Genomic DNA, 21,666 nt, shown 5'->3' on the forward strand with positions numbered 1-21,666 from the left:
GTGAGGGGGGTGTGGCGGCCGGGGTGGAGGGTGCGGCGGTGTCAGACGGCCGCCGGAACGGGCCGCGCCTGAGGTGCGCGGCGACCGGTGGACCGGGCAAGAGCGGCGACGCACGCCGTGGTGACCAGCAGCAGGAGTGCGTAGAACGCGACGACGGGCCAGATGGAGCCGCCGCCGGACGTCAGAAGTGCCTGGGCCACCAGCGGCGTCGTGCCCCCGACGATCGTCGAACAGAGCTGGTACGACAGGGAGATGCCGGTGTAGCGGACCCGCGAGGGGAAGGCGCGGGCGAGGAATCCCGCGAGGACGGCGTAGTAGCCGGAGCCGCTGACGACGGCGAGCGCGATGCCCAGGAGGACCAGGGCCGGGCGTGCCGTGCTGATCAGCAGGAACATCGGGACGGCTGCGACGACGTTGGCGAGCAGCGAGCACACCATGAACCGGGCCTCGCCGACCCGCTCGGAGACGAGTGCCGCGGCGGGCTGCCACAGGAACTGCATCACGGAGACGCCGAGCAGGACGTACAGCATCGTCTGCCGGTTCATGTGCAGCTCGTTGGTGGTCCAGGAGAGCACGAACGTGTTGGTGAAGTACGCGGCGGAGATGCCCATGATCGAGGCGCCGATGCCGAGCAGCACGGTGCGCCAGGCGGTGCGCAGCACCTCGGCGAGGGGGAGCTTCACCACGTCGCCGCTCTCCTTGACCCGCTCGAAGTCGTCCGACTCCTCGACCTTCAGGCGGATCACGAGGCCGACCACGACGAGCGCCCCCGACAGCAGGAAGGGCAGCCTCCAGCCCCAGGCGGCGAAGGCCGCGTCGTCGAGCGTGCCCGCGGCCAGGAAGACGAGCGTGGCCAGGATCGCCCCGGCCGGCGAGCCCTGCTGGACGAGCATCGCGAAGCGGGACGCCCGGCCCTTCGGCGCGCTCTCCGACGCCATCAGGACGGCGCCGCCCCACTCGCCGCCCACGGCGATGCCCTGGACGGCGCGCAGCAGCGCCAGCAGGAACGGTGCGGCGACCCCGATCTGCGCATGGGTGGGCAGCACGCCGACGAGGAAGGTGGCGGCGCCCATCATCAGCAGGGTGGTCACCAAGGTGCCCTTGCGGCCCATGCGGTCGCCGAAGTGACCGAAGACGATGCCTCCCAGCGGCCGGGCGAGGAAGCCGACCCAGAACGTGGCGAAGGACGCGAGCACACCGGCCGCCGGTGACACTCCGGGGAAGAACAGCTTGCCGAAGACGAGCGCGGACGCCGTTCCGTAGATGTAGAAGTCGTACCACTCGATCGTGGTGCCGACGAACGAGGCGAGACCGGCGCGGCGGGCCCGGCGCACGGCGCGGGCGTCCCCGGCGGCAGGGGTGGGACGGGGGACGTTCATGGAGCCTCCGGCGGACACGGAGCCTTCGGTGAGGGCGCGGGTCGCGGGACGACCGGACGGTGGACCCTCGGTGAAGGAGCGAGGACGTTGGGCGGACAGCCATAGTTTGAATTCGGCCGGCCATGCCGTCTAATACTTGATTGTTACGAACCCCATGCCTTTGAGGCATGAGTCGCACTGGCCGCTCGGGAGGCTGTCCATGGAGCTACGGGTGCTGCGCTACTTCCTCGCCGTTGCGGAGGCCGACTCGGTGACGGCGGCGGCGCGCCGGGTCCATGTGGCCCAGCCCTCCCTGTCGCGCCAACTGAGCGCGCTGGAAAAGGACTTGGGCGTTTCGCTCTTCACCCGGCGGCCTGGTTCGCTGACACTGAACGCCGCAGGCCGCCGCTTTCGCCCCATCGCCCAGGACCTGGTGCGCCGTGCGGAACAGGCCGCCGAGACCATGGCTGCCATGAGCCAGGGCGAGGGGGCGGCGCTCACGGTGGTCGCGCCGCCCGCCACCGTCGCGTACTTCCTGGCTCCGTTCATGGCCGGCGGCGCGGCCGAGGGGCCCACCCTGCGCGACGCGATCCAGGAGGAGCCGAGCAGGGTCTTCGACACGCTGATGCGCAGCGACGCCGACCTCGGCATCTCCACGATCCCGGCTCCGGCTCCCTTGGAGTCGGCGTTTCTGGGGCGTACCCCGGTCCTGGCCCAGGTTCCCGCCGGCCATCCCTGGGACAGGCGCACCACGGTCACCCTCGCCGAACTCGTCACCGAGCCGCTGATCTTGATGACCCGGTCGAACGTGGCGCGCCTGGTCGTCGACGAGGCCGTCAGCCGGGCGGACCTCGTGCCGGCCGGCGTCACGGAGACCGGCTCCGCGGCGTTCGCCCAGGCGCTGGCGGCGGCGGGGCGAGGCGTCTGCCTGGTCACCGACGAGGCCCGCTTCGGTCTCCGGGACCTGATCGTGAACACCCCCGACGGCCCCCTGACCGTCCCCATGTACGCGGGGTGGGACGCGTCGCACTACGCCCGTCCCGCCATCCATGCCCTGGTCGACGGGCTGCGCGCCTACTGCGAGCGTCGTGCGGGGCGTTTCCCGGCGCCGTGACCCGCGCCGCGCGCCGGGGAGTTCAGCCGTGGCGGGACGCCACGCAGCGCGAGCGCCACTGGGGGGCGGCGGCCAGGTCGAGGCCGGTCCAGGCCATCGCCAGTGCGCCGTCCAGTACCGCCTCGTCCGCGCCCGAGCCGGATACCTCCTCGGCGAACTGGCGGGTGTGCGGCATGCCTTGGGCGCCGAGCACCCCGATCGCCGGGTGGATCGCGGGCATGGCGTGCGTGATGTTGCCCATGTCCGTGGAGCCGCCCGTACCCACCGGCGACGGACCCGGCTCGGGGACCTCCCGCCCGGTCGCCCGAAGATTGCGGGCGTAGGCGTCCATCAGTGACGGGTCGTGGCACAGGTCCAGGTAGTCGGGCTGGATGCGGCGCACCTCCATGGTGGTGCCCGTCGCGAGCGCGGCGCCGCGGAAGCAGTTCAGCACGCGCTCCCGGAGCTCGGCCAGTTCCTCGCCGGTGGGTGTGCGCACCTCGTACTCGAGTGCGGTCCGCTCCGGGATGATGTTGGTCCGCTCGCCGCCGTGCCGCACGATTCCCGCGACCCGGTAGCCGTCCCGCAGCTGCTGGCGGAGCTGGCCCACCGCGACCTGCGCGACGACCGCGGCGTCGGCGGCGTTGAGCCCGCCCTCGGGAGCCGCGGCGGCGTGCGACGCGCGCCCGGTGAAGGTGACCTCGAACCGGGCCACCGCATTGCTGGAACCGCGCGGGTCCACGACATCGACGGGGGCGGGGTGCACCATCATCGCCACCGTCACGTCGTCGAAGGCGCCGCGTTCCAGCATCAGCACCTTGCCGCCGCCCTCCTCCTCGGCGGGCGTGCCGAGCAGCTTCACCCGGAAGCCCAGCTCGTCGGCGGCGGCCGCCAGGGCTATCGCCGCGCCCGCGCCCGCGGCGCAGATGATGTTGTGCCCGCAGGCGTGGCCTATCTGCGGCAGCGCGTCGTACTCCGCGCACACCCCGACCGTCAGGTCTCCGCTGCCGTACGTCGCCGTCAGCGCGGTCGGCAGGTCGCACACCCCGCGTTCCACCGTGAACCCCGCGTCCTCGAGGAGCGCCCCGAGCCGTCCCGCGGCGCGGACCTCGTCGAAGGACGTCTCCGGGTCGGCGTGGAGCTCGTGACTGAGCTCCAGCAACCGGTCCTTGTACTCGTCGAGCCGGGCGGCGACGCGGTCGCGCAGGGATGAGTCGACTGTGGGCATGGGGGTGGTCCTCCACTCGGGGTGAGCGCATGAGCGGAAAAGGAAACGATGAGTTTCCTTTCGTGGGGGTCATGTGTATCAGCTCACCCGAGGCGTGGCTATGAGCCGCCAGGTGCAGATCAGAGACGAGCGCGCCGGCCGTGTTACGGGCGGGTGACTTCTTTCGGGAACTTCCCGTTTCCTATTGACGTGCGGGTCCGCATGCCCCGAAATGGGACCGCATGGCGAGCACAGCGCGGCCGGCCGGCCGACCACGCAGCGAAGAAGTCCGTGACCGCGTCATCGGCGCGGCCGAGGAACTGCTCGACGAGAGCGGCTACCTCGGGATGACCATGGACGAGATCGCCGTGCGCGCCAAAGTCTCCAAGAAGACGCTCTATCGGTGGTGGCCGCACAAAGCCGCGGTGATCGCCGATGTGCTCGTGGCCCGTGCCGACGTCCGCGCGGTCCCCGACGTCGGCGACACCCGCGCCGAACTGCTCATCGTCTGCGACTACATCGACGACTTCTCCCGCGCCCGCGACGTCTTCAGCCGACTGTGCCTGACCGAGGCCGCGGCCGAGGAGTCGGCCGTCCTGCAGTCGTTCCTCGACGTCGTGCTGCACCGGCGGGACCACGCACGTGCCGCCTTCCAGCGCGGGATCGCCCGTGGCGACCTGCCGCCGGACATCGACACCGACGCGCTGCTCGACCTGTGGAACGGGTTCTTCGTCTACCGGAGGTCCTTCCGCCCCGCGCCGATCCGCGAGGAGACGGTCCACCAATTCGTCGACCTCGCCCTGGCCGGACACGTACCCCGCCTGCCCGGTTCGGCTCCGCGCAAGGACACCCCCGAGGGCTGAAACCCCCGCCCCGCACGCCCCCCACTCCCCTCATCCTCATCCGCATCTGTATCTCCGTCCCCGTCACGGGCCGGGCCCCGCCGCGGGCCCCCGCCCGTACCCCAGCACGCCTTGGAGACCCCGCCATGCCCCGAAGCGCATCGCCAGGCAGCCCGTCCGCGTCGACCGCGTCCGTCGTCGGTTTCCTCGTCTTCATCGAACTGTGCAGCGGCATCCTCCAGGGATCCGTGCCCGTCGTCCTGCCGCTCATCGGCAGCGACCTGCACGTCAGCGCCGGCGACCTGAACTGGGTCAACAGCGTCTTCCTGCTCGTCGCCGGCATCTCCGTACCCGTGCTGTCCCGCCTCGGTGACATCTACGGCCACCGGCGGCTGATCCGGATCACGATGGTGGCCGTGGCCGTGGGCTCGGTGATCGTCGCCACGGCCGACAGCTTCGCCGTCCTCCTGATCGGCCGTGCGCTGCAGGGAGTCTTCGCCTGCTGGCTCCCGCTCGACTTCGCCATCGTCCGCGACCGTGTCCAGAAGGAGCGCGTCGGCGCCGCCATCGGCATGCTGGTCGGCGCGCTCACCCTGGGCGCCACCCTCGGAGCCATCGGCGTCGGCCTGCTCTCTCGCTCCGTGCACGACGTCCACGGCCTGCTGATGCTGCCCGCCGTCGCCATCCTGCTCTGCCTGCCCGTGGCGTTCCGGCTGATACCCGAGTCCACCACCCGCGCGCTCTGCCGCGTCGACTGGGCGGGCGCGGCCCTCCTCAGCGCAGGCCTCGCCGCCGTCCTGATCGGCCTGGCGACCGCGAACAAGGCAGGCCTCGCCCTCACGGCCGGAGCCCTGGCCCTCGGCCTCGTCCTCATCGCCCTGTTCGTCCGCGTCGAACTGCGGGCCCCGCAGCCCCTGGTGGACGTACGCCTCATGGCCCGGCCCAGCATGGCGCTGCCCTACGTCCTCAGCTTCCTCACGGGCTGCGTGCTGTACGGGTCCCAGACCGCCAACCCGTCCTTCTTCGCCGCCCCGCGTCCCCTCGGCTTCGGTCTGGACACGCTCGGCATCTCGCTGCTCACGGTCAGCGGCGCGGTGGCGATGGCCGCGGCGGGCACCTGCGCCGACCGTGTGGTGCGCAGGTTCGGCCCGCAGCACACCCTCGTCGGCGGCTTCACGCTGGTGGCGCTCGGCTACGCCGGGATGGCCCTCGCCCACAGCGCGCCCTGGCAGATGGCCGTCCTCGGCATGGTGGCCGGCGCGGGCGTCGGAACCGCCATCGCCACCCTGCCCACGCTGCTCATCCGGCACCTGCCCGCCGACCAGACCGGCATCGGCACCGGCATGTACAACACCCTCAAGACCCTGGCCGGTTCGGTGGCGGGCGCGGCCTTCGCCGCGGTCATGAACCGCCTCCTCGTGGAGGTGCGCGGCGCGCACATCGCCTCGGAGACCGCGTACGTCTCGGTCTGGGCGTCCTGCGGCGCGCTGGCGCTCCTGGGCGTGGCCACCGCCCGCCGCGTCGGCCGCACGCAGAGCCGGGCCGAGCGGGCGCCGGTCCCGGAGGCCGCCGTCGCGACCGCGGAGTGAGGCGGAGTGTGTGCGGGCCGGGCGGGGCTCAGGAGCCGAGGGCCTTCTTGAGCTCCGCCTTGTCCATGGACGACCGCCCGTGGATGTTGCGCCGCTGGGCCTGCGCGTACAACTGGTCGTACGTGGGGCCCTCGGCGCCGGAGTGCGAGCGCCGCCCACCCCGTTCGCCGGACGACATGTCCTGCGTCGAGCTCTTGCTGGCCATTCGGGACTCACCGGCGCGGGCGCGTTCCTTGTTGACCGTGCGGGCGGCGATCTCCTCGGCCCGCTTCCGGCTCTCTCCCCGTTTCTCGGCGCTCTCCTTGATGTGCTCGTACTGGCGCTCCCGCTTGGCGTTGGACCCTCGGGGCATGGTGGTTCCCTCCTGAAGGGACGGCGGCGTGGGTGGTCACGGGTTCTTGAGGTGGAGCTGGACCTCGACCTCCTGGTCGCCGGCGACGGTGCCGACCTTCTCGACGGCGAAGGCCGCGTCCAGGGTCCGGCAGAGGCGTTCCACCGCGACGGGGCAGCCCTGGAGGTCAGCCGTGACCGTTCCGGCCAGCACCGTGCCGGAGACCTCGGCGGGGGCGTGCTCCACGAGGAAGTTGCCCGTCCACGCGGCGGGGCGCGGCCCCTCGTTGCCGTGCGGGACGGCCTCGCCGCGGTCGTGGGCGAAGTGGTCGGCCAGAAGGTGGAAGACCGCGTCGGCGTCCGGCGCGGAGCAGTCGCCGAGCACGACCTCCACCAGGTCCCGGGACGAGGGTGCCTCCGCCGGGAAGGCCGTCGAAGCTGATGTGCCGTTCACGTCGTTCTCCGTGTCTCTCGGTGCTTCTCGTTGTCGGTCGATGTCTCTCGGTGGCTCTCGATGGAAGCGGGCAGTCCTGTTCACGCCCCGCTCGGGCCTCCTTCCCCGTCATCCGGTGCAAGCGATGTACCCGGCAGGTCCACCGGTGCCAGCGGCCACATGGCCGGCCCTTGAAGCACCGACCCGTCCGTGGCGAAGCGTGAACCGTGGCACGGGCACTCCCAGGTCGTCTCCGCCGCGTTGAACGCCACGATGCAGCCCAGATGCGTACAGCGCGCCGAGACCGCGCGGACCGTGCCGTCCTCGGCGCGGTAGACGGCGCACCGGTGTCCGTCGACACGCACCACCGCGCCCGATCCCGGCGGGATCTCGGTGACGGAGTCGACGTGGGCGGTGTGCAGCCGGTCGCGGACGAAGTGCCGTGCGACATCGGCCTGTTGGCGCAGCAGAGCGGGTGCTTCCCGCACCGTGCTCCACAGGCGACGGGGGTCGTACAGGTCGGCCCACGGCGGGGCGTCGCCGGTGATCAGCCCGCTCAGCAGCTGCCCGGCCAGGACGCCGCTGCTCATGCCCCACCCGTTGAAACCCGTCGCCACATACGCGTGCCGGGCCCCTGGATGCAGGGGCCCGATCATCGGGATCCCGTCGCCGGAGTCGTTGTCCTGGGCCGCCCAGTGGTACGCGGTGTGCTCGACGGCGAAGCGTTCGCGCATCCACGAGTCGAGCCGGGCGAAGGCCGCCCCCGCGTCGCCCGTACCCGGTGTGAAGCTCTCCCCGGTCACGATGAGCAGCCGCCGCCCGTCGGCGCCGTACGGAGCGGTGCGTACCGAACGCCTGCCCTCGTCCTCGGTGATGAACATGCCGAGCGGGCCCGGGTCGGACGCGAGCGGGGCGGCGACGACCAGTTCCCGGCGCGGCTGGAGGCGGGCGAACAGGAACGCGCGGTCGAAGATCGGGTAATGGGTGGTGACGACGACGGCCCGCGCGGTCACCGTGTGCTGCGCCTCGGTGGTCACGGTGCACGGGGTGCCGCCGAGCATCTCGGTCACCCGGGACCGCTCGAAGATCACGCAGCCCTGGGCGACCAGATCGTCGGCCAGGGCCAGCAGGTACTTGCGGGGGTGGAACTGCGCCTGATCGTCCACCCGCACCGCCCCCGCGACGGCGAAGGGCAGGCCCGTGTCCTCGGTGTACCGCGCCGGGAGACCGGCGGCACGGGCGGCCTCGGCCTCGGCCCGCAGCACTTCCGTGCCCTCCTGGCGGACCGAGTAGGTGAAGGCCGGAACGCGCTCCAGATCGCAGTCGATCGCCACCCCTGCGCAGATCTCGGCCACGCGCTCCACCGCGCCCTGCTGCGACGTCGCGTACAGCCGGGCGGCCTCCTCGCCGTGCGTGCGGCGCAGGCGGTCGTACACGAGTGTGTGCAGCGCGGACACCTTGGCCGTGGTGTAGCCGGTGACTCCGGCGGCGATGCGGTCGGCCTCGAAGACGGCGACGGTCCGGCCGGCGCGCGTCAGTTCCCAGGCGGTGCTGAGCCCGGCGATTCCGCCGCCGATCACCGCGACGTCGACCTCGATGTCCTCGGTGAGCGGCGGGTAGGCGGTCGTGCCGCTGGTGTGCATCCAGTACGACTCGCCCCGCCCCGGCAGTTCCAGTCTCGGCGCCACGGTCGGCCTCCTTCCGTCACCCGCGATCGGGTTCCCGCGCCGTGCCCCGTAAACCCCCGTAACCCCCCTCGAACATGGTGACCGTGATGCCGGTGAGGCGCTCGTCGAGTGCGGGGGCAACAGAAAGCGGGCGCGAGGACACTCGCGGAGGGGAAGCGCTGCGTCCTCGCGCCCAACGGCCGTCGCCCAAGTCATCCCGGCGGCGGCCGCTCCCCGCCGGCTGCCACCCTCACTCCCGCAGGGGGGGCGGGGGCAGGGGGCGGAGTTCAGCCCCTGGTTCCAGTGTCCTCCTGACGGCCGGGCAAAGCGCCGGACGTCAGGCGACCCGCACACCGTCGGCCGCCCCGAACTCCCGGCCCGCCTCCGCGCGTACCCGCGCACAGCTGAGGTGGATGAGGCGGGAGACGTGCATCTGCGAGATGCCGAACCGCTCGGCGATGCGCGCCTGCGTCATGCCCTCGAAGAAACGCAGGTAGAGGATGGCGCGCTCACGCTCGGGCAGGTGGCGCAGCCCTGTCTTGGCCGCCTCGCGGTCGGTGATGAGGTCGTACGCGGTGTCGGGTGCACCGAGCGCGTCGGCGAGGCTCTGCCCGTTGTGCCCCGACGGGGAGAGCTCCGCGTCGAGGGACAGGGCGCTGTAGCTCTCGATCGCCTTGAGCCCGTCGAGGACCTCCGCCTCGGTCAGCCCCGTGTGCGCGGCGATGGCGCCGATGCCGGGCTCGGGGCTGCCCGGCCGCTCGGTGAGTTCGCGGCGGGCCGCACGGACCTTGTTGCGCAGGTCCTGTACGCGGCGTGGCACATGCACGTCCCACATCCGGTCGCGGAAGTGCCGGCGCAGTTCGCCGGTGATGGTGGGCACGGCGTAGCACTGGAAGGGGCCGCGCTCGGGCCGGTAGTGGTTGATCGCCTTGATCAGTCCAAGGGCCGCGACCTGCTCCAGGTCCTCCGTGCTTTCGCCCTTGTTGCGGTAGCGGCGGGCGATGCGGTGCGCCATGGGCAGCCACGCCTCGACGAGCTCCTCGCACAGCAGGTCACGCTCGGGGCCCTCGGCGAGACCGGCCATGCGCGCGAAAGCCGCCGTCGTGTCGGGGGTGTCGTCGTGGGCGTGGCGGGAGGTCCGACGGCGGTGGGTGGCGCCCGCAGTGATGTCAGTGAGCATCGGGGTTCGCTCCTCAACGGTGTGCCGGCGCGGGCCGCGGGAACGGGCGCCGGCATCCATCAGGAGCGGTACGCCGCTCGCCGAGTAGGTGCCTCCGGTCCGAAGCATCGACATGCGACTGCTCTTCGATTCTCCGGCCGCTCGTGCCCGGATGCGACTCGACGGGCGCCACGTCACGGCAGGTCATGGACGTTCGGCGGACGGTGTTCCCCTGAAGTGAGGTGTGTCGGACGCGGTGGTGGGGGTACCCGGTCGTCGGCAGAGCCCTGACCGAGTCCCCCGGGCACCGAAAGGGGGCGGCCCTTCATGAGCAGCAAGCTGATCTCCAGGACCGGACCGGACGACGCCACGTCGCACCACGCGGTCCTCGGTTCTCCCTGCTGGGTGAGCCTGGCGGCTCGCGACCTGGCGGCCGCGCAGTCGTTCTACGGAGCTGTCCTGGGCTGGACGTTCCGCGCGGGATCGCTGGGTGAGCGGTTCGTTGTGGCGCTCGCGCAGGGGAGAGCCGTGGCGGGGATCGGAGCGGTCGCTCCGGCTCTGCAGGTTCCCGTCGCGTGGACGCCCTATTTCGCCGTGGCCGACGCGGACGAGACGGCCGGCCGGGTACAGGAGCGCGGTGGCACGGTCGGGGTCGGCCCGATCGGCTTCCCTACCGGGCGGGCGGCCTTGATGTCCGACCGCGCCGGTGCGGTGTTCGGGGTCTGGGCCGGCGCGCTCGTCCACAACTTCGGCGCCTGGCGCCGGGAGGCGCCCCTGTGGCTGCGCCTCGTCACACGCGACGCCTTCGACGCCGCGATCTTCTACGGGGAAGTCCTCGGGTGGACGATCCCGGGCTGCTGCGACGTGCGGTACGAGGACGAGGAGGTCGTCCTCGTCTGTGGGGGGCAGCCGGTGGCCGCGCTCGGCGGCGGGGCGCTGGGATCGGCCCCCGACCCGCAGCTGCGTCCGCACTGGCAGGTCCGCTTCACCGTCGCGGATGCCGCCGCGTGTGCGCGGGCCGCTGTGGGGCACGGGGGAACGGTGACGGCCCGGGACTCGGAGGCGACGGGCGACTGCGTGACGTTGCTCGACCCCGAGGGTGCCCAGTTCACGGTCTTCGCACCCCGGCCGCGACCGGAGGACGGTGCCGGGCGTCCGTGACCGACGGCCCGCCTCGCCCCCCCGCCGGGCGCCCGCAGTCACTGCGTCCGGCGCCGCAGGAAGTTCATCGCGGACAGCGTGAGCACGGTTTCGCCGCGCTGGTTGAACACCTCGATGTCGGTGTGCACGATGCCGCGGTCGGGCTTGGACCGCGAGGGACGTGCCGAGCGCACCGTCGTACGGATCGACAGGCTGTCACCGGGCCGCACGGGCCGGGTCCAGCGCAACGCGTCGACGCCGGGGGAGGCGAGGCTCGCGACCTTGCTCACGTAGTGGTCGGCGTACATGCGCATCATCAGAGAGGCGGTGTGCCAGCCGCTCGCGATCAGCCCCTTGAAGGGGCCCTGCTCCGCGGCTTCGGGATCCGTGTGGATGTCCTGCGGATCGAACTCGCCGGCGAACCGGAGGATCTCCTCCTCGGTCACCGTGACGCTCCCGTACACGTAGCTCGCCCCGGGCACGTAGTCCTCGAAGTAGCGTGCCCCGATAGGGGTGTTGAAGTCCGCTCCGATCGCTGTAGTGGTCATCGAAGGCACGGTAGCCGACCTCCGGGGTCAGGCGGGGGAGCTCGGGGTGGCGATGCGGCGCAGCCCCCGGTCGAACACCGTCAGGAGCAGGAAGAGCGCCCCGGCGCCGAGCATGAACCAGGCCAGATGGTGCAGCCCACCGGTGTCGGCGTGCTGCCCGAACGCGCTCGCGCTCTCCGCGGAGGCGACCATCGAGCCGAGGTAGATGAACGTGCGGAGCAGCCCGGACGAGGTGCCCACGCGCGCCGGATCGGCCTGGTAGTACACCGAGTTCTGCAGGGCGAGGCTGTTGAGTCCCTGGGGCACCCCGAAGATCAGGGCGACGGCGAGCAGCATCCAGATGGGACTCGTGCCGCCGAGCCTCAACAGCAGGGTGCAGGCGGCGAGTTGGAAGACCGCCCCGATGAGCAGCTTGCCGCGGATCGACTTGTGGCGCCCGGTGAGGGTGGAGACGGCGATACCGGTGAGGAAGATCGGCAGCTGTACGAGGCCGGCCTGGGAGGGCGAGAGCCCGCGGCCCTCCTCCGCCCACTGGGTGAAGCCGTAGAGGAAGGCGTACGAGACCACGTAGGCGACCAGGGCCCGGCCATAGGTGGCGAGCAGGGGGGTGTTGCCGGCGAGCACCCTGAGGTCGATGAACGGAACGGGGGCGCGCAGTTCACGTACCGCGAACGCAGCGGCCGCCGCGGCGGCGATGGCGAGCAGGTACCACGTGTCGGCGTGCAGGTTCATCAGGAACAGCAGGAGCGAGAACAGCAGCGCGGCGAACAGGGCCATTCCGGGGAGGTCGAGTTCGGACGCGATGCTCCTGCCCCCGGTGCGGCGCGGGCGCGACTGCACGGGCAGCCGGCGTGCGCCGAGGATCAGGGCGGCCGCCGCGAGGGGGATGTTGAGTGCGGACGTGGCACGCCAGCCTCCGACATCGATGAGGAGCCCGCCGAGCGAGGGCCCGATGACGGCGATCGTCTGGCTGGACACCGCGAGGGTGGTGAGGATGGTGCCGGGGTTGTCCCGGCCGGTCCGCTCCGCCTCGCTGCGCAGCAGGGACATCGAGGCCGGGTAGCCGGCGCAGGTGCCGAAGCCGAGCACTACGCGTGCGGCGATCAGGGCGCCCAGGTTGGGGGCGAGCGTGCCGGCGATGCCGGCGATGCCGACCAGGGAGGTGCTGATCAGGAAGAGGCGTCGCGGTCCGAAGAGGTCGATGAGCCGTCCCATGACGGGCTGCCCGAGAGCGGTGGCCAGATAGAGCGCCGAGACGAGCCACGCGGTCTGCGCGGGAGGCGCCCCGAACGCCGCCCCGATCGGGACGAGGGCCACGGCGATGATCGTGGAGTTGATCGGGTTCAGGACCGAGCCGAGGACCATCGGTGGGATGAGCCTGCGGTCGAACTGACCCGCCGGGGCGCCGCGCGGCCCGGGTTCGGACGCTGCGGTGGCGCCGTCGGCCGCCGCCGCGGGTATGTCGGGGTTGCTCATGGGCGGGTCAGCCCCTGGCGGGCGCGTGGCGGGGTCCCGGCGTTCTTACTCATGCCCCCACCGTAGATTTGACAGGTTTACCTGTCCAGTTTCAGCTGAGCAGTTTTGCTTCCCTTTTGTGTGGAGGGCCGTGGATCCCGATGGCGGGCCGCGCCTTGCCGGTGAGCGCGGGAACGCCTGAGTGGCGCACCCGCACCGGGGGAGTGGAGTACCGGGCGTGCACGGTATTCGTGCTGGTCGCAGGGGATGTGGTGGGGGTCGATGCGCCGTCCGTGCGACAGGGCGCCTGAGTCACGCGGGTATAAAATTCCCTTGTGAGATTCCGGCGATGGTCGATGGATCGCCTCCTGGAGCGGCCATCGGGCCGCGGTCTGGTGGTCGTTCCGCTCGGTCTGATCGGGGTGATCACCCTGGTGGACGTCCTCTCCCCGACCGATGTCCACCTCGGCCCGCTGCTCGTCATCGCACCGGCCCTGACCGCCTCCATCGCCGGCCCCCGGCTGACCGCCCTGGTCGGACTCCTGGCCGTGGGCGCGCAGATCCTGATAGGGGCGCTGCACGGCGGTCTGTCCACGACCAACCACGTCTCGCAGATCGTCGCCATCACCTTGCTCTCCGCGCTGATCGTGTTCTTCGCCCGCGCGCGGGACCGGCGCAGCCGGGAGCTGAACCGGGTGCGGTCGGTGTCCGAGGCGGCCCAGCGGGTGCTGCTGAGACCTCCGCCGCACAGGGTCGGACCGCTGCGCGTGGCCTGGTTGTATCTGGCCGCGGGGGACGAAGCCAAGATCGGGGGCGACCTGTTCGCGGTCGCCCGCGCCGCTCATCCCAGTACCCGTATGGTCATCGGCGACGTACGCGGCAAGGGCCTCGCCTCGATCGGTGAGGCGTCGGTCGTGCTCGGAGCGTTCCGCGAGGGCGCGCACCGCTACGCGCCGCTGCCCGAACTGGTCGCGGCCATGGACGACAGCATCGTCCGGAATCTGGAGGAGGTCGCCGACACCGAACACGACGCCGGCGAGCACTTCGTCACCGCCCTCGTCCTCGACATCCCGGACGACGGCTCGCACGCGGAGATGGTGACCTGCGGCCATCCACCGCCGCTGCTGGTGCGCGATCGCCAGGTCACCGAGCTGGCGCCACGCCAGGCCGCACCACCCCTGGGCATGGGTGAACTGTCCGTCGCCCCGCTGCGAAGCGACCTCTTCACCTTCACGGCCGGTGACTTCCTGGTCCTGTACACCGACGGAGTCATCGAGGCCCGCTCGCCCACCGGCGACTTCTACCCGCTCGCCGAGCGGGTCGCGTCCTTCCCCTCCCTTCCCGCCGGCGGCCCGGACTCCCTGCTGCATCACATTCACCGTGACCTGCTGGCCCACACCGGCGGGCAGCTCAACGACGACATCGCGCTCCTCGTCGTCGAACGCGTACCCACCCGGCATCTGCTCCGCCCGCTTCTCAACGGCTTCCCCATGACGGACCAGGCGGTGGCGCACCCAGACGGTGCGCCACCGGTGAAGGCACGCGAGCGCGGGGCCTGAGCGGTCGCGGTGGGACCGAGGAGGTCCGGAGATCGTCCTAGACGACCTGCCACAGCGCCGCCGTCAGTGCGAAGCCCGTCACTCCCATCCCGGTGGTCAGGACCGTCCAGGTGCGCAGGCCCGTGCCCACGTCCAGGCCGACGAGCTTGGTGAACATCCAGTAGCCGGCGTCGTTGATGTGGGACAGCGACAGGCCGCCGGCGCCCATGGCCAGGCAGATCAGGGCCAGCTGCTGCGGGGACAGGTCGGCACGCTGGAGCAGCGGCGTGACCAGGCCCGCGGTCGTGACCAGGGCGACCGTGGTCGAACCCTGCACCGCGCGCAGCAGCATCGCGATGACGAAGGCCAGCAGCAGGAGCGGGAGGCCGGTGCGGTCGAGCAGGTCCGCGACCGCGTTGCCGATACCCGTCTTGACCAGGACCTTTCCGAAGACGCCGCCGGCCCCCGCGACCAGGATGACCATGGCGACGCCGGGCAGTGCGGAGGCCATGACCTGCCCGATGTGCTGCCGGGACCAGCCGCGGCGGGCACCGAGGAAGTACGCGGAGAGCGCAGCGGCGATCAGCAGGGCGACCATGGGGGCGCCCAGGACGGTCAGGACGGCGCGAAGCGTGTTGCCCTCGGGGAGCGCGTTGGTGCCGATGGTGCCCAGCAGGATCAGGACGATCGGGGTGAGGATGAGGGACGCGACCATCGCGAACGACGGCGGGTTCTCGACGGCCTGCCCCGCACCCTCGAACGGGCCGCTCCGCACGCGCGCGTCAGGATCGTCGCCCGCGCTCTCCACGCCGTCCGGGCCCGCCTCGTCCCCGTACACCTTCGCGGCGATCTCGGGCGCCATCGGGTACGTGCGACGGGTGATCCGGCGCGCCATCAGGTAGCCGATCAGGATGACCACGGCGGTCAGCGGGATACCGAAGAGCAGGACCCAGCCCTGCTGGGCGCCCACGGCGGTGGCGGCGGCCACGGCGCCGGGGTGCGGCGGCAGGAAGGCGTGCACGGTGAGCATCGCGGCGCCCATCGGCAGCGCGTACACCAGGAGCGGCTTGCGGGAGGCGCGGGCCACTCCGTAGACGATCGGCATCAGGATGATCAGGCCGACCTCGAAGAACACCGGAATGCCGAGCAGGAAGCCCGTGGCGGTCAGGGCGAGCGGGGTGCGCTTCTTGCCGAAGCGGTCGATGAGGGAGTGCGCCAACGCGGCCGCGCCGCCGGACAGTTCGATGATGCGGCCGACCATGGCGCCCAGCGCGATGATCGTGGCGATGTGGCCCAGGGTGGACCCCATGCCCTCCTCGATGGTGGTGACCAGGTCCGCCGCGGGCACACCGGCGGCGAGCGCGACACCGATGGAGACGACGACGAGCGCGACGAACGGCTCGATCTTCGCCTTCATGATCATCAACAGGAGGGCGGCCACCCCGGCCACGGCTATCAGCAGCAGTGCGTTGGGGCTCAGCCCCGACGTGGTCGGGGCGTCGGCGGCGAGCAGCGCCGGAGACAGGGTGCTCATCGGGTCTCCTCCGGTGGCGAGAGGAGGGTGACGACGCTGGAGTCGTCACGCGCCGCGAGACCCGCGCGCTCACCGAGGAGGTAGAGCTGCTCGGCCGCGGCGGCCAGCGGCACCGGAACGTGCGCCTGCCGGGCGACACCGTTCACGATGCCCATGTCCTTGACGAAGATGTCCAGGCGCGAGCGGACCTCTACCTCCTCGTCCTCGTAGGCGAGGGCCATGCGGGGACCGCGGTCGCTGAACATGAACGAACCGGCGGCGCCCTGGCTCAGGCTCTCGATGACGGTCTTCGGGTCCAGGCCGAGCCCGCGCGAGAGGGCGACGGCCTCGGCCGCGGCCGCGATGTGCACCCCGGCCAGCAGCTGGTTGACGGCCTTGAGGGACTGGCCGTCGCCGGGCTTGTCGCCGATGACGGTGAGGGTGGACGCCAGGCGTTCGAGCACCGGCGCCGCGAGGGTCCGCGCCTCGTCGGTGGCGCCGACGACGATCAGCAGGTCGCCGGTGCCCGCCCGCGTCGGACCGCCGCTGACCGGCGCGTCCACGAGGTGCACACCCTGCTCGGCGAGGCGCGCGGCGGTGGCGCGCGCCGGCTCGGGGCCCACCGTGCTGGTGAGGACGACGACGGCGCCCGGACGCAGCACGGACGCGGCGCCGTCCTCGCCGAACAGGGCCGCGTCGACCTGGTTCTGGTCGCGGACGGCGAGCAGCACGATGTCGGCGCCGTCGGCGGCGCCCGCCGGGGTAGCGGCCTCGGCCGCACCCTCGGCGGTGACCAGCGCGCGCCGTTCGGCGGCGATGTCGAAAACGGTGACGGGCAGCGTGCCGGCCAGCCGGCGCGCCATGGGAAGCCCCATGGCGCCGAGACCGATTACGGCGGTGCGGGGGACGGGGGTGGACATGTGCGGCTCCTGGCGGTGGGGTGCGGTGTGGTGTGGTTCGCAGAGGTGAGGGGTGGAAGTGGTGGAGCGGGAGAAGTGGCTGTGCGGTTGGGCGAGTTGGAGCGGTGCGGAGCAGGCAGGCCGACCGGGATCAGGAGCCGGACGAGGCATGCCTGGTCCGCCGGACCGGCCAGGGCGGCGGGTCCGTGAATGGCCCGCCGACTGTGGGGAGTAGGCCGGGCGGCTGGTCGAGGGAGATGCGGGGGTTCAGTCAGCGCCGTGCGCTGGCCGCGCAGTTGCGTGCCACAGTGCACGCCTAACGACTCAACAAGCCCTATACATAAGGGTGTTGAGATCTTGACCTACCTGGCGCCCCGGCTGAGTCGGCGGGTGATGTCGAGCGCCGCCGCGGTGACCGCCTCACGGCCCGCCGCCCAGGTCGCCACGGTGTCGGACCCCGGCAGCGCGGTGGGCAGCGCGTCGGCGACGGCGCGCAGATACGCCCGGCGCAGCTCGGCGTTGACGTTGACCTTGGCGACACCGCGCTCGAGTGCGCCCAGGAGCTGCTCCTCGGGGAGCCCGCTCGCGCCGTGCAGCACGAGCGGTACGGGTACCGACTTGTGGATCTCGGCCAGGCGGTCCAGGTCGAGCCGGACGGGCGTGGCCGTGAAGCCGTGCACGTTGCCGACCGCGACGGCCAGCGCGTCCACACCCGTGGCCTCGGTGAACTCGGCCGCCTGCGCGGGGTCGGTCATGGACCCGGCCGCGGCGGCGGCACCCGTGGAGACGTCCTCGTCCCCGGCGAGCGCGCCCAGTTCGGCCTCGATCCACGCGCCCGCGTCGTGCGCGCGCCGGGCGGCCTCGCGGGTGAGGGCGACGTTCTCCTCGTACGGCAGGTGAGAGCCGTCGATCATCACCGAGGTGTAACCGGCCTCCAGGCACGCGGTGATCTCGGCCAGGTCGCGGCTGTGGTCGAGATGCACGCCCAGGGCGGCCGTCGAGCGACGGGCCGCACCGAGCGCGAGGGACATGAGCGCGTCCCGGCCCGCGTGCTTGAAGGCGCTGGACCCGGCCTGGAGCAGCACGGGTGTACCCGCCGTCTCAGCCGAGGCGACGACGGCCTGGACGGTCTCGAGGTTGTAGGCGACGAAGCCGGGTATCGCGGTGCCGGCCTCGGCGGCGGCGCGCAGTGCGCCGGTCCCTTGCAGCAGCATCAACGGCTCCTGAGCAGTCGTACGGCGTCGGCCAGGGCGTCGTCGCCACCGACGTTCCCGGCGAAGACGATGTAGGGGATTCCCGCGGCGGGTCCGGCGACCGGCTCCCACAGGGAGACGATCCCGGGCAGCAGCGTGCCGCGCGCCCAGGCCCGGCGGATCTCCAGGGCCTCGGTGGCGGTGTCGCTGGAGGTGATGCCGCCCTTGGCGATGACGAAGGCGGGCGTACGGGCGGCCGTGATGGCGCGTACGGCCTCCACCAGCGCGGCCGAGACGCCGCGCGAGATCGCGAGCGACGCGTCGGCGTCGGCTCCGGTGACCACGGTGCGGGTGGTGCGTACGACGACGTCCTGGGTGGCCAGCGCGCCGGCGGCCGCCTCGCCGACTTCCGCGATGTGCGCGGCGCGGCGCTCGTCGTCCATCAACTGGCGGACGTCCAGCTCGAATTCGGCGAGACCGCCCGCCTCGCGCAGCCGGTCCAGCTGGCGGGTGGTCAGGCCGACGTGCGAGCCCACCGCGATCAGCCCGTGCGGTGCGGCGGGTGCGCCCAGTTCGGCCGTGCTGAGCGGGGCGCGCGCGGCCTGTCCGGCGCGGGCCCGGACGAAGGAGGGGCCGACCCGGTACAGGAGCCGGCTGCCGCGGCTCTCGGTGAGCGCGCAGGCGAGGGCGAGGACGCGCAGGTCGTCGTCGCAGGTGGCGTCGACGACGGCGGTTTGGCCGTCGCGCAGCGCGCCGAGCTGCTCGGCGACGTGCTCGGGGCCGTGCACGCGCAGGTCGTCCAGCGTGATGCGGACGACGTCGGAGGCGAGGGTGTGACCGGCGGTCTTCTCCTCGACCCACTCCGGCAGCCGCGAGTGGGCGTAGCCGAAGGTGGCGTCGCGGGCGAACTCGCTCTCGCCGACCGGCAGCATGCCGTCGGCGGTACGCATCCAGTGCAGCGAGTCGACCGTGAGCCGGCCGGCCTCGATGTACGCGGGGACGACCACGACGCCGTCGGTACCGCCGGCGCCGAGCGCGGCCAGCTCGTCGGCGAGCACGTCGGTCTCCAGCGGGAAGTGGCCGCGCAGCGTGGAGTCGCCACGGCTGGCGAGCACGAAGTCCACGCCCTCCGCCCTGGACGCCTGGACCAGGGCGCGCACGACCTGGCGGTTGCGCTCGGCGGCCCCGGCCGCGTCGAGGCTGCGGGTGTTGGTCAGCACGAAGAAGGCGCTGCTGTCCTGGCGCAGGGCCCAGCGCAGGTCGTCGACGGCCCAGTCGGTCAGGACCGGGACGTCGGCCACGGTCTGGGTGCCCGTCGGGTCGTCGTCGAGCACGACGAGCCGGCGGCCGCCGCTGATCGCGGCGGCGACGTCGCCGGCGGGCACGGCGCGGACCGGCGGGAGACCGGCCAGCAGCTCCGCCTCGGTGCGGTGGCCCAGAGGCACGGGGGCCGTGGGGTGGGTCGGATGGGACATCAGGGTGCTCTTTCGTGCGGAGTGCGGAGTGCGGAGTGCGGAGTGCGGTGCGGCTGGGCGCTGCCGCGTGCGGGCAGGCCGGATGCGCCCTACGGCGGGGATGTGCCGTAGGGGAAGGGGCGGGCGGTGGGTGCCGTGCGGGCTTAGTCGGTGGACCCGCTGTCGGGGGCCTGCTCGTCGTTCTTGAGTACGTGCGTGCGCAGGTCGTCCGCGGTCTGCGCCATGTGGGCCTGCATGGCCTCCCGCGCCTGCTCCGCGTCGCCGGCCCGCAGCGCGTCGAGGACGCGCTCGTGGTGGGCGATGGCGTTCTCGCGGATCTGCGGTACGTCGGAGGTCTCGCGGCGGCCCTCCACGAGCAGCCGCCCGAAGGGCTGGAAGAGCAGCGGCACGAAGGCGTTGCCGGACGCCCGCATGATCACTTCGTGGAACGCGATGTCGGCGTCGACGAAGGCGTCGGTGTCGCCGGCCTTCGCCGCCTGCCTCATCTCGTCCAGGAGCTCGGCGAGCTCGGTGAGGTCGTCGTCCGTGCGGCGCGCCGCGGCCAGCCGCACGGAGCCGACCTCGATCAGCTCGCGGGCCTCGATGAGCTTCTCGGAGACGGTGCCGCCGGGGCGGCGTGCCTCCGCGCGGATCATCGGCTCGATCGCGGTCCACTGATCCGGCGCGTTCACGTAGGTGCCGCGGCCGCGGTGGATGCGGACGATGTTCTGCGCGCGCAGCACCTTGACCGCCTCACGGACCGTGAGGCGGCTCGCCGAGTACGCCTGGGCCAGCTCTTCCTCGACCGGAAGCAGGGATCCGGCGGGATGGTGACCGTCGATGATCGACGTCAGCAGCTGCTCGGCAATCTCATCGGACAGCGCCATCGCTGCTCGACCTCCTTGACCGTTCCAACTACATCAGATGTCTGACGTAGCCCCCTGAACGTAAGTTGTCGTTTCTGCGACTGTCAAGGGGTCCCGCCGAGTGACTCGGGCAACTTCTGCGGGGCGGACGCGGCGATGTCGGGCTGGGCGTGGGGCAGCCGGCGTACGGCTTCGGAGGCCAGGGGCAGCACGGCGGACGCGGCGGCGATCGCGCCGGCGACCGCGGTCACCCGGAACGCGCCGAACGTCTCGGCCAATGGGCCCACGCAGAGCTGCCCGACCGGAATCGCGATGTACGACAGCAGGTCGTCGTAGGACGCGACACGCGACAGCACGTGCCCGGGGACGTGCTCCTGGAGCGAGGTGTCCCACGCGATCGCGGCAACGGACGAACCGAGCCCCGCGACGAACGCCGCCGCGATGAGCCACGGGGCGTTCACCCGCGCCCCCAGCGCGAGCAGCGGAAGCGCGCCCAGCACCCCGGCCAGCTGCCCGAACCGCAGCAGGTGCCGCACCACCAGCCGGTACATCAGCAGACTCGACGCCAGCATGCCGACGCCGCGCACACCGAGGACGAACCCCCAGGCCGTCTCGCCGCTGAGCTGCCGGGTGAGCTGGGGGCCGAGGATCTGCCAGGTGCCGGTCTGTACGAGGTTCAGCAGGCAGTAGGACAGCGTGCCGACCCACACCCACCGGATCGCGCGGAACACGCTCCAGCCGTCGCGGATGCCGGCCGGCACCGTCTCCCGCGCTGACGCCTCGGAGGTGCCGGCGAGGGAGAGCCGGGCGAGGAAACCGGCCGCGACGAGATAGGTGAACGCGTCGAACGCGATGGCGGGTCCGCTCCCGACCGTCACCACCAGCACACCCGACAGGCTCGGCCCGAGGATCTTCGTGGCGTTCCCGGCCGAACCGAGCGCGGAATTCGCCTGCCGCAGAAGGGACTTGGCGACGAGCTGAGGGACGACGCCGCGCAGCGCCGGTGTCGTGAAAGCGGCGAGCACGCCGTTGAGGAACTCAAGGGCGGCCACCAGAGGCAGCGAGTAGTGCCCGGTCATCAGGAGCGCGGCGACGGCGCCCTGTGTGATCGCCGCCCCCAGATGGGCGGCCACCAGGACGGTCCGGCGTGAGAACCGGTCGGCGACCGCGCCGCCGACCAGCAGGAACGCGAGCATCGGCAGCATGTGGGCGGCGAGAACCACGCCGAGGTCATGGCCGTTGCCCGAGGCGTCGAGAACCGCGAAGGCGAGCGCGACGGGCGCCATCGAGCTGCCGAGCAGGGACACCAGGCGCCCGGCGAAGAACGTGCGGAACGCGGTCTGTTGGAGGAGGGAGGAACGCATCGGCCCGAGTGTGGGGAG

The 21,666-nt window shown here is 72.2% G+C and carries 19 protein-coding genes; 5 read left to right on the top strand and 14 right to left on the bottom strand.

Annotation, left to right across the window (positions count from 1 at the left end; all coding sequences use genetic code 11):
* Nucleotides 1–41: 41 nt before the first annotated feature.
* Complete coding sequence (locus AC07EJ_RS22240) at nt 42–1,379, bottom strand: MFS transporter (RefSeq protein ID WP_389485243.1); 1,338 nt, start codon at nt 1,377–1,379, stop codon at nt 42–44.
* A 199-nt stretch (nt 1,380–1,578) separates the two neighbouring features.
* Between AC07EJ_RS22240 and AC07EJ_RS22245 the strand changes: the two genes are divergently transcribed.
* Nucleotides 1,579–2,472 (top strand): LysR family transcriptional regulator, encoded by an 894-nt coding sequence (locus AC07EJ_RS22245; RefSeq protein ID WP_389485245.1) that lies wholly within the window; start codon nt 1,579–1,581, stop codon nt 2,470–2,472.
* 22 nt (nt 2,473–2,494) lie between these two features.
* On the opposite strand, the gene AC07EJ_RS22250 is transcribed toward AC07EJ_RS22245, so the two are convergent.
* Nucleotides 2,495–3,679 (bottom strand): M20 family metallopeptidase, encoded by a 1,185-nt coding sequence (locus AC07EJ_RS22250; RefSeq protein ID WP_478884789.1) that lies wholly within the window; start codon nt 3,677–3,679, stop codon nt 2,495–2,497.
* A 221-nt stretch (nt 3,680–3,900) separates the two neighbouring features.
* Here AC07EJ_RS22250 and AC07EJ_RS22255 point away from each other — a divergent pair, with 221 nt between their 5' ends.
* A complete protein-coding gene (locus AC07EJ_RS22255) occupies nt 3,901–4,521 on the top strand; it encodes a TetR/AcrR family transcriptional regulator (protein WP_389485249.1) in 621 nt (206 codons plus the stop codon).
* Between the two features lie 125 nt (nt 4,522–4,646).
* Nucleotides 4,647–6,089 (top strand): MFS transporter, encoded by a 1,443-nt coding sequence (locus tag AC07EJ_RS22260; protein ID WP_389485251.1) that lies wholly within the window; start codon nt 4,647–4,649, stop codon nt 6,087–6,089.
* Between the two features lie 28 nt (nt 6,090–6,117).
* Here the strand turns inward: AC07EJ_RS22260 and AC07EJ_RS22265 are convergent, their stop codons facing one another.
* The 4 genes from AC07EJ_RS22265 to AC07EJ_RS22280 all read right to left on the bottom strand — a co-directional run bounded on the left by AC07EJ_RS22265 (nt 6,118) and on the right by AC07EJ_RS22280 (nt 9,699).
* The gene (locus AC07EJ_RS22265) at nt 6,118–6,441 is read right to left on the bottom strand and encodes a plasmid stabilization protein (protein ID WP_389485253.1); all 324 of its coding nucleotides are present in this window, start codon (nt 6,439–6,441) and stop codon (nt 6,118–6,120) included.
* A gap of 36 nt (nt 6,442–6,477) precedes the next feature.
* Complete coding sequence (locus tag AC07EJ_RS22270; protein WP_389485256.1) at nt 6,478–6,873, bottom strand: hypothetical protein; 396 nt, start codon at nt 6,871–6,873, stop codon at nt 6,478–6,480.
* Between the two features lie 80 nt (nt 6,874–6,953).
* Nucleotides 6,954–8,495: an FAD-dependent oxidoreductase gene (locus tag AC07EJ_RS22275; RefSeq protein ID WP_389485333.1), complete on the bottom strand. Its 1,542-nt coding sequence runs from the start codon at nt 8,493–8,495 to the stop codon at nt 6,954–6,956.
* A 361-nt stretch (nt 8,496–8,856) separates the two neighbouring features.
* Entirely contained in the window at nt 8,857–9,699 is an 843-nt protein-coding gene (locus tag AC07EJ_RS22280) for a SigB/SigF/SigG family RNA polymerase sigma factor (protein ID WP_389485335.1), read from the bottom strand.
* Nucleotides 9,700–10,005: 306 nt separating this feature from the next.
* Here AC07EJ_RS22280 and AC07EJ_RS22285 point away from each other — a divergent pair, with 306 nt between their 5' ends.
* Nucleotides 10,006–10,839 (top strand): VOC family protein, encoded by an 834-nt coding sequence (locus AC07EJ_RS22285; protein ID WP_478884790.1) that lies wholly within the window; start codon nt 10,006–10,008, stop codon nt 10,837–10,839.
* Nucleotides 10,840–10,877: 38 nt separating this feature from the next.
* On the opposite strand, the gene AC07EJ_RS22290 is transcribed toward AC07EJ_RS22285, so the two are convergent.
* The gene (locus AC07EJ_RS22290) at nt 10,878–11,366 is read right to left on the bottom strand and encodes a MaoC family dehydratase (protein WP_389485262.1); all 489 of its coding nucleotides are present in this window, start codon (nt 11,364–11,366) and stop codon (nt 10,878–10,880) included.
* Nucleotides 11,367–11,393: 27 nt separating this feature from the next.
* Nucleotides 11,394–12,731 carry an MFS transporter gene (locus AC07EJ_RS22295; protein ID WP_478884868.1) on the bottom strand — a complete coding sequence of 446 codons (1,338 nt, stop codon included), beginning with the start codon at nt 12,729–12,731 and terminating at the stop codon, nt 11,394–11,396.
* A 425-nt stretch (nt 12,732–13,156) separates the two neighbouring features.
* Here AC07EJ_RS22295 and AC07EJ_RS22300 point away from each other — a divergent pair, with 425 nt between their 5' ends.
* The gene (locus AC07EJ_RS22300) at nt 13,157–14,380 is read left to right on the top strand and encodes a PP2C family protein-serine/threonine phosphatase (protein WP_478884791.1); all 1,224 of its coding nucleotides are present in this window, start codon (nt 13,157–13,159) and stop codon (nt 14,378–14,380) included.
* Between the two features lie 37 nt (nt 14,381–14,417).
* On the opposite strand, the gene AC07EJ_RS22305 is transcribed toward AC07EJ_RS22300, so the two are convergent.
* From AC07EJ_RS22305 to AC07EJ_RS22330, 6 genes are all read right to left on the bottom strand, one after another.
* Nucleotides 14,418–15,893 carry a GntP family transporter gene (locus AC07EJ_RS22305; RefSeq protein ID WP_389485270.1) on the bottom strand — a complete coding sequence of 492 codons (1,476 nt, stop codon included), beginning with the start codon at nt 15,891–15,893 and terminating at the stop codon, nt 14,418–14,420.
* Nucleotides 15,890–16,792, bottom strand: a complete 903-nt coding sequence (locus tag AC07EJ_RS22310) for an NAD(P)-dependent oxidoreductase (RefSeq protein WP_393581903.1) — start codon at nt 16,790–16,792, stop codon at nt 15,890–15,892. The genes AC07EJ_RS22305 and AC07EJ_RS22310 overlap by 4 nt, the downstream gene beginning before the upstream one ends.
* Before the next feature lie 341 nt (nt 16,793–17,133).
* Complete coding sequence (locus tag AC07EJ_RS22315) at nt 17,134–17,985, bottom strand: class II fructose-bisphosphate aldolase (RefSeq protein ID WP_393581904.1); 852 nt, start codon at nt 17,983–17,985, stop codon at nt 17,134–17,136.
* Nucleotides 17,985–19,439: a four-carbon acid sugar kinase family protein gene (locus AC07EJ_RS22320; RefSeq protein ID WP_393581905.1), complete on the bottom strand. Its 1,455-nt coding sequence runs from the start codon at nt 19,437–19,439 to the stop codon at nt 17,985–17,987. The genes AC07EJ_RS22315 and AC07EJ_RS22320 overlap by 1 nt, the downstream gene beginning before the upstream one ends.
* Nucleotides 19,440–19,582: 143 nt before the next feature.
* Nucleotides 19,583–20,305, bottom strand: coding sequence for a FadR/GntR family transcriptional regulator (locus tag AC07EJ_RS22325; protein ID WP_389485282.1), 723 nt, complete (start codon nt 20,303–20,305; stop codon nt 19,583–19,585).
* Nucleotides 20,306–20,388: 83 nt separating this feature from the next.
* Entirely contained in the window at nt 20,389–21,648 is a 1,260-nt protein-coding gene (locus AC07EJ_RS22330) for an MFS transporter (protein ID WP_389485283.1), read from the bottom strand.
* Nucleotides 21,649–21,666 lie beyond the last annotated feature (18 nt).

Source organism: Streptomyces sp. NPDC045026, from assembly GCF_056432625.1.

Bases quoted from the DNA above. Each gene is read 5' to 3' on its own strand.
- AC07EJ_RS22240 (WP_389485243.1), bottom strand. From the start codon at position 1,379: ATGAACGTCCCCCGTCCCACCCCTGCCGCCGGGGACGCCCGCGCCGTG.
- AC07EJ_RS22245 (WP_389485245.1), top strand. From the start codon at position 1,579: ATGGAGCTACGGGTGCTGCGCTACTTCCTCGCCGTTGCGGAGGCCGAC.
- AC07EJ_RS22250 (WP_478884789.1), bottom strand. From the start codon at position 3,679: ATGCCCACAGTCGACTCATCCCTGCGCGACCGCGTCGCCGCCCGGCTC.
- AC07EJ_RS22255 (WP_389485249.1), top strand. From the start codon at position 3,901: ATGGCGAGCACAGCGCGGCCGGCCGGCCGACCACGCAGCGAAGAAGTC.
- AC07EJ_RS22260 (WP_389485251.1), top strand. From the start codon at position 4,647: ATGCCCCGAAGCGCATCGCCAGGCAGCCCGTCCGCGTCGACCGCGTCC.
- AC07EJ_RS22265 (WP_389485253.1), bottom strand. From the start codon at position 6,441: ATGCCCCGAGGGTCCAACGCCAAGCGGGAGCGCCAGTACGAGCACATC.
- AC07EJ_RS22275 (WP_389485333.1), bottom strand. From the start codon at position 8,495: ATGCACACCAGCGGCACGACCGCCTACCCGCCGCTCACCGAGGACATC.
- AC07EJ_RS22280 (WP_389485335.1), bottom strand. From the start codon at position 9,699: ATGCTCACTGACATCACTGCGGGCGCCACCCACCGCCGTCGGACCTCC.
- AC07EJ_RS22285 (WP_478884790.1), top strand. From the start codon at position 10,006: ATGAGCAGCAAGCTGATCTCCAGGACCGGACCGGACGACGCCACGTCG.
- AC07EJ_RS22290 (WP_389485262.1), bottom strand. From the start codon at position 11,366: ATGACCACTACAGCGATCGGAGCGGACTTCAACACCCCTATCGGGGCA.
- AC07EJ_RS22295 (WP_478884868.1), bottom strand. From the start codon at position 12,731: ATGGTCCTCGGCTCGGTCCTGAACCCGATCAACTCCACGATCATCGCC.
- AC07EJ_RS22305 (WP_389485270.1), bottom strand. From the start codon at position 15,893: ATGAGCACCCTGTCTCCGGCGCTGCTCGCCGCCGACGCCCCGACCACG.
- AC07EJ_RS22310 (WP_393581903.1), bottom strand. From the start codon at position 16,792: ATGTCCACCCCCGTCCCCCGCACCGCCGTAATCGGTCTCGGCGCCATG.
- AC07EJ_RS22315 (WP_393581904.1), bottom strand. From the start codon at position 17,985: ATGCTGCTGCAAGGGACCGGCGCACTGCGCGCCGCCGCCGAGGCCGGC.
- AC07EJ_RS22320 (WP_393581905.1), bottom strand. From the start codon at position 19,439: ATGTCCCATCCGACCCACCCCACGGCCCCCGTGCCTCTGGGCCACCGC.
- AC07EJ_RS22325 (WP_389485282.1), bottom strand. From the start codon at position 20,305: ATGGCGCTGTCCGATGAGATTGCCGAGCAGCTGCTGACGTCGATCATC.
- AC07EJ_RS22330 (WP_389485283.1), bottom strand. From the start codon at position 21,648: ATGCGTTCCTCCCTCCTCCAACAGACCGCGTTCCGCACGTTCTTCGCC.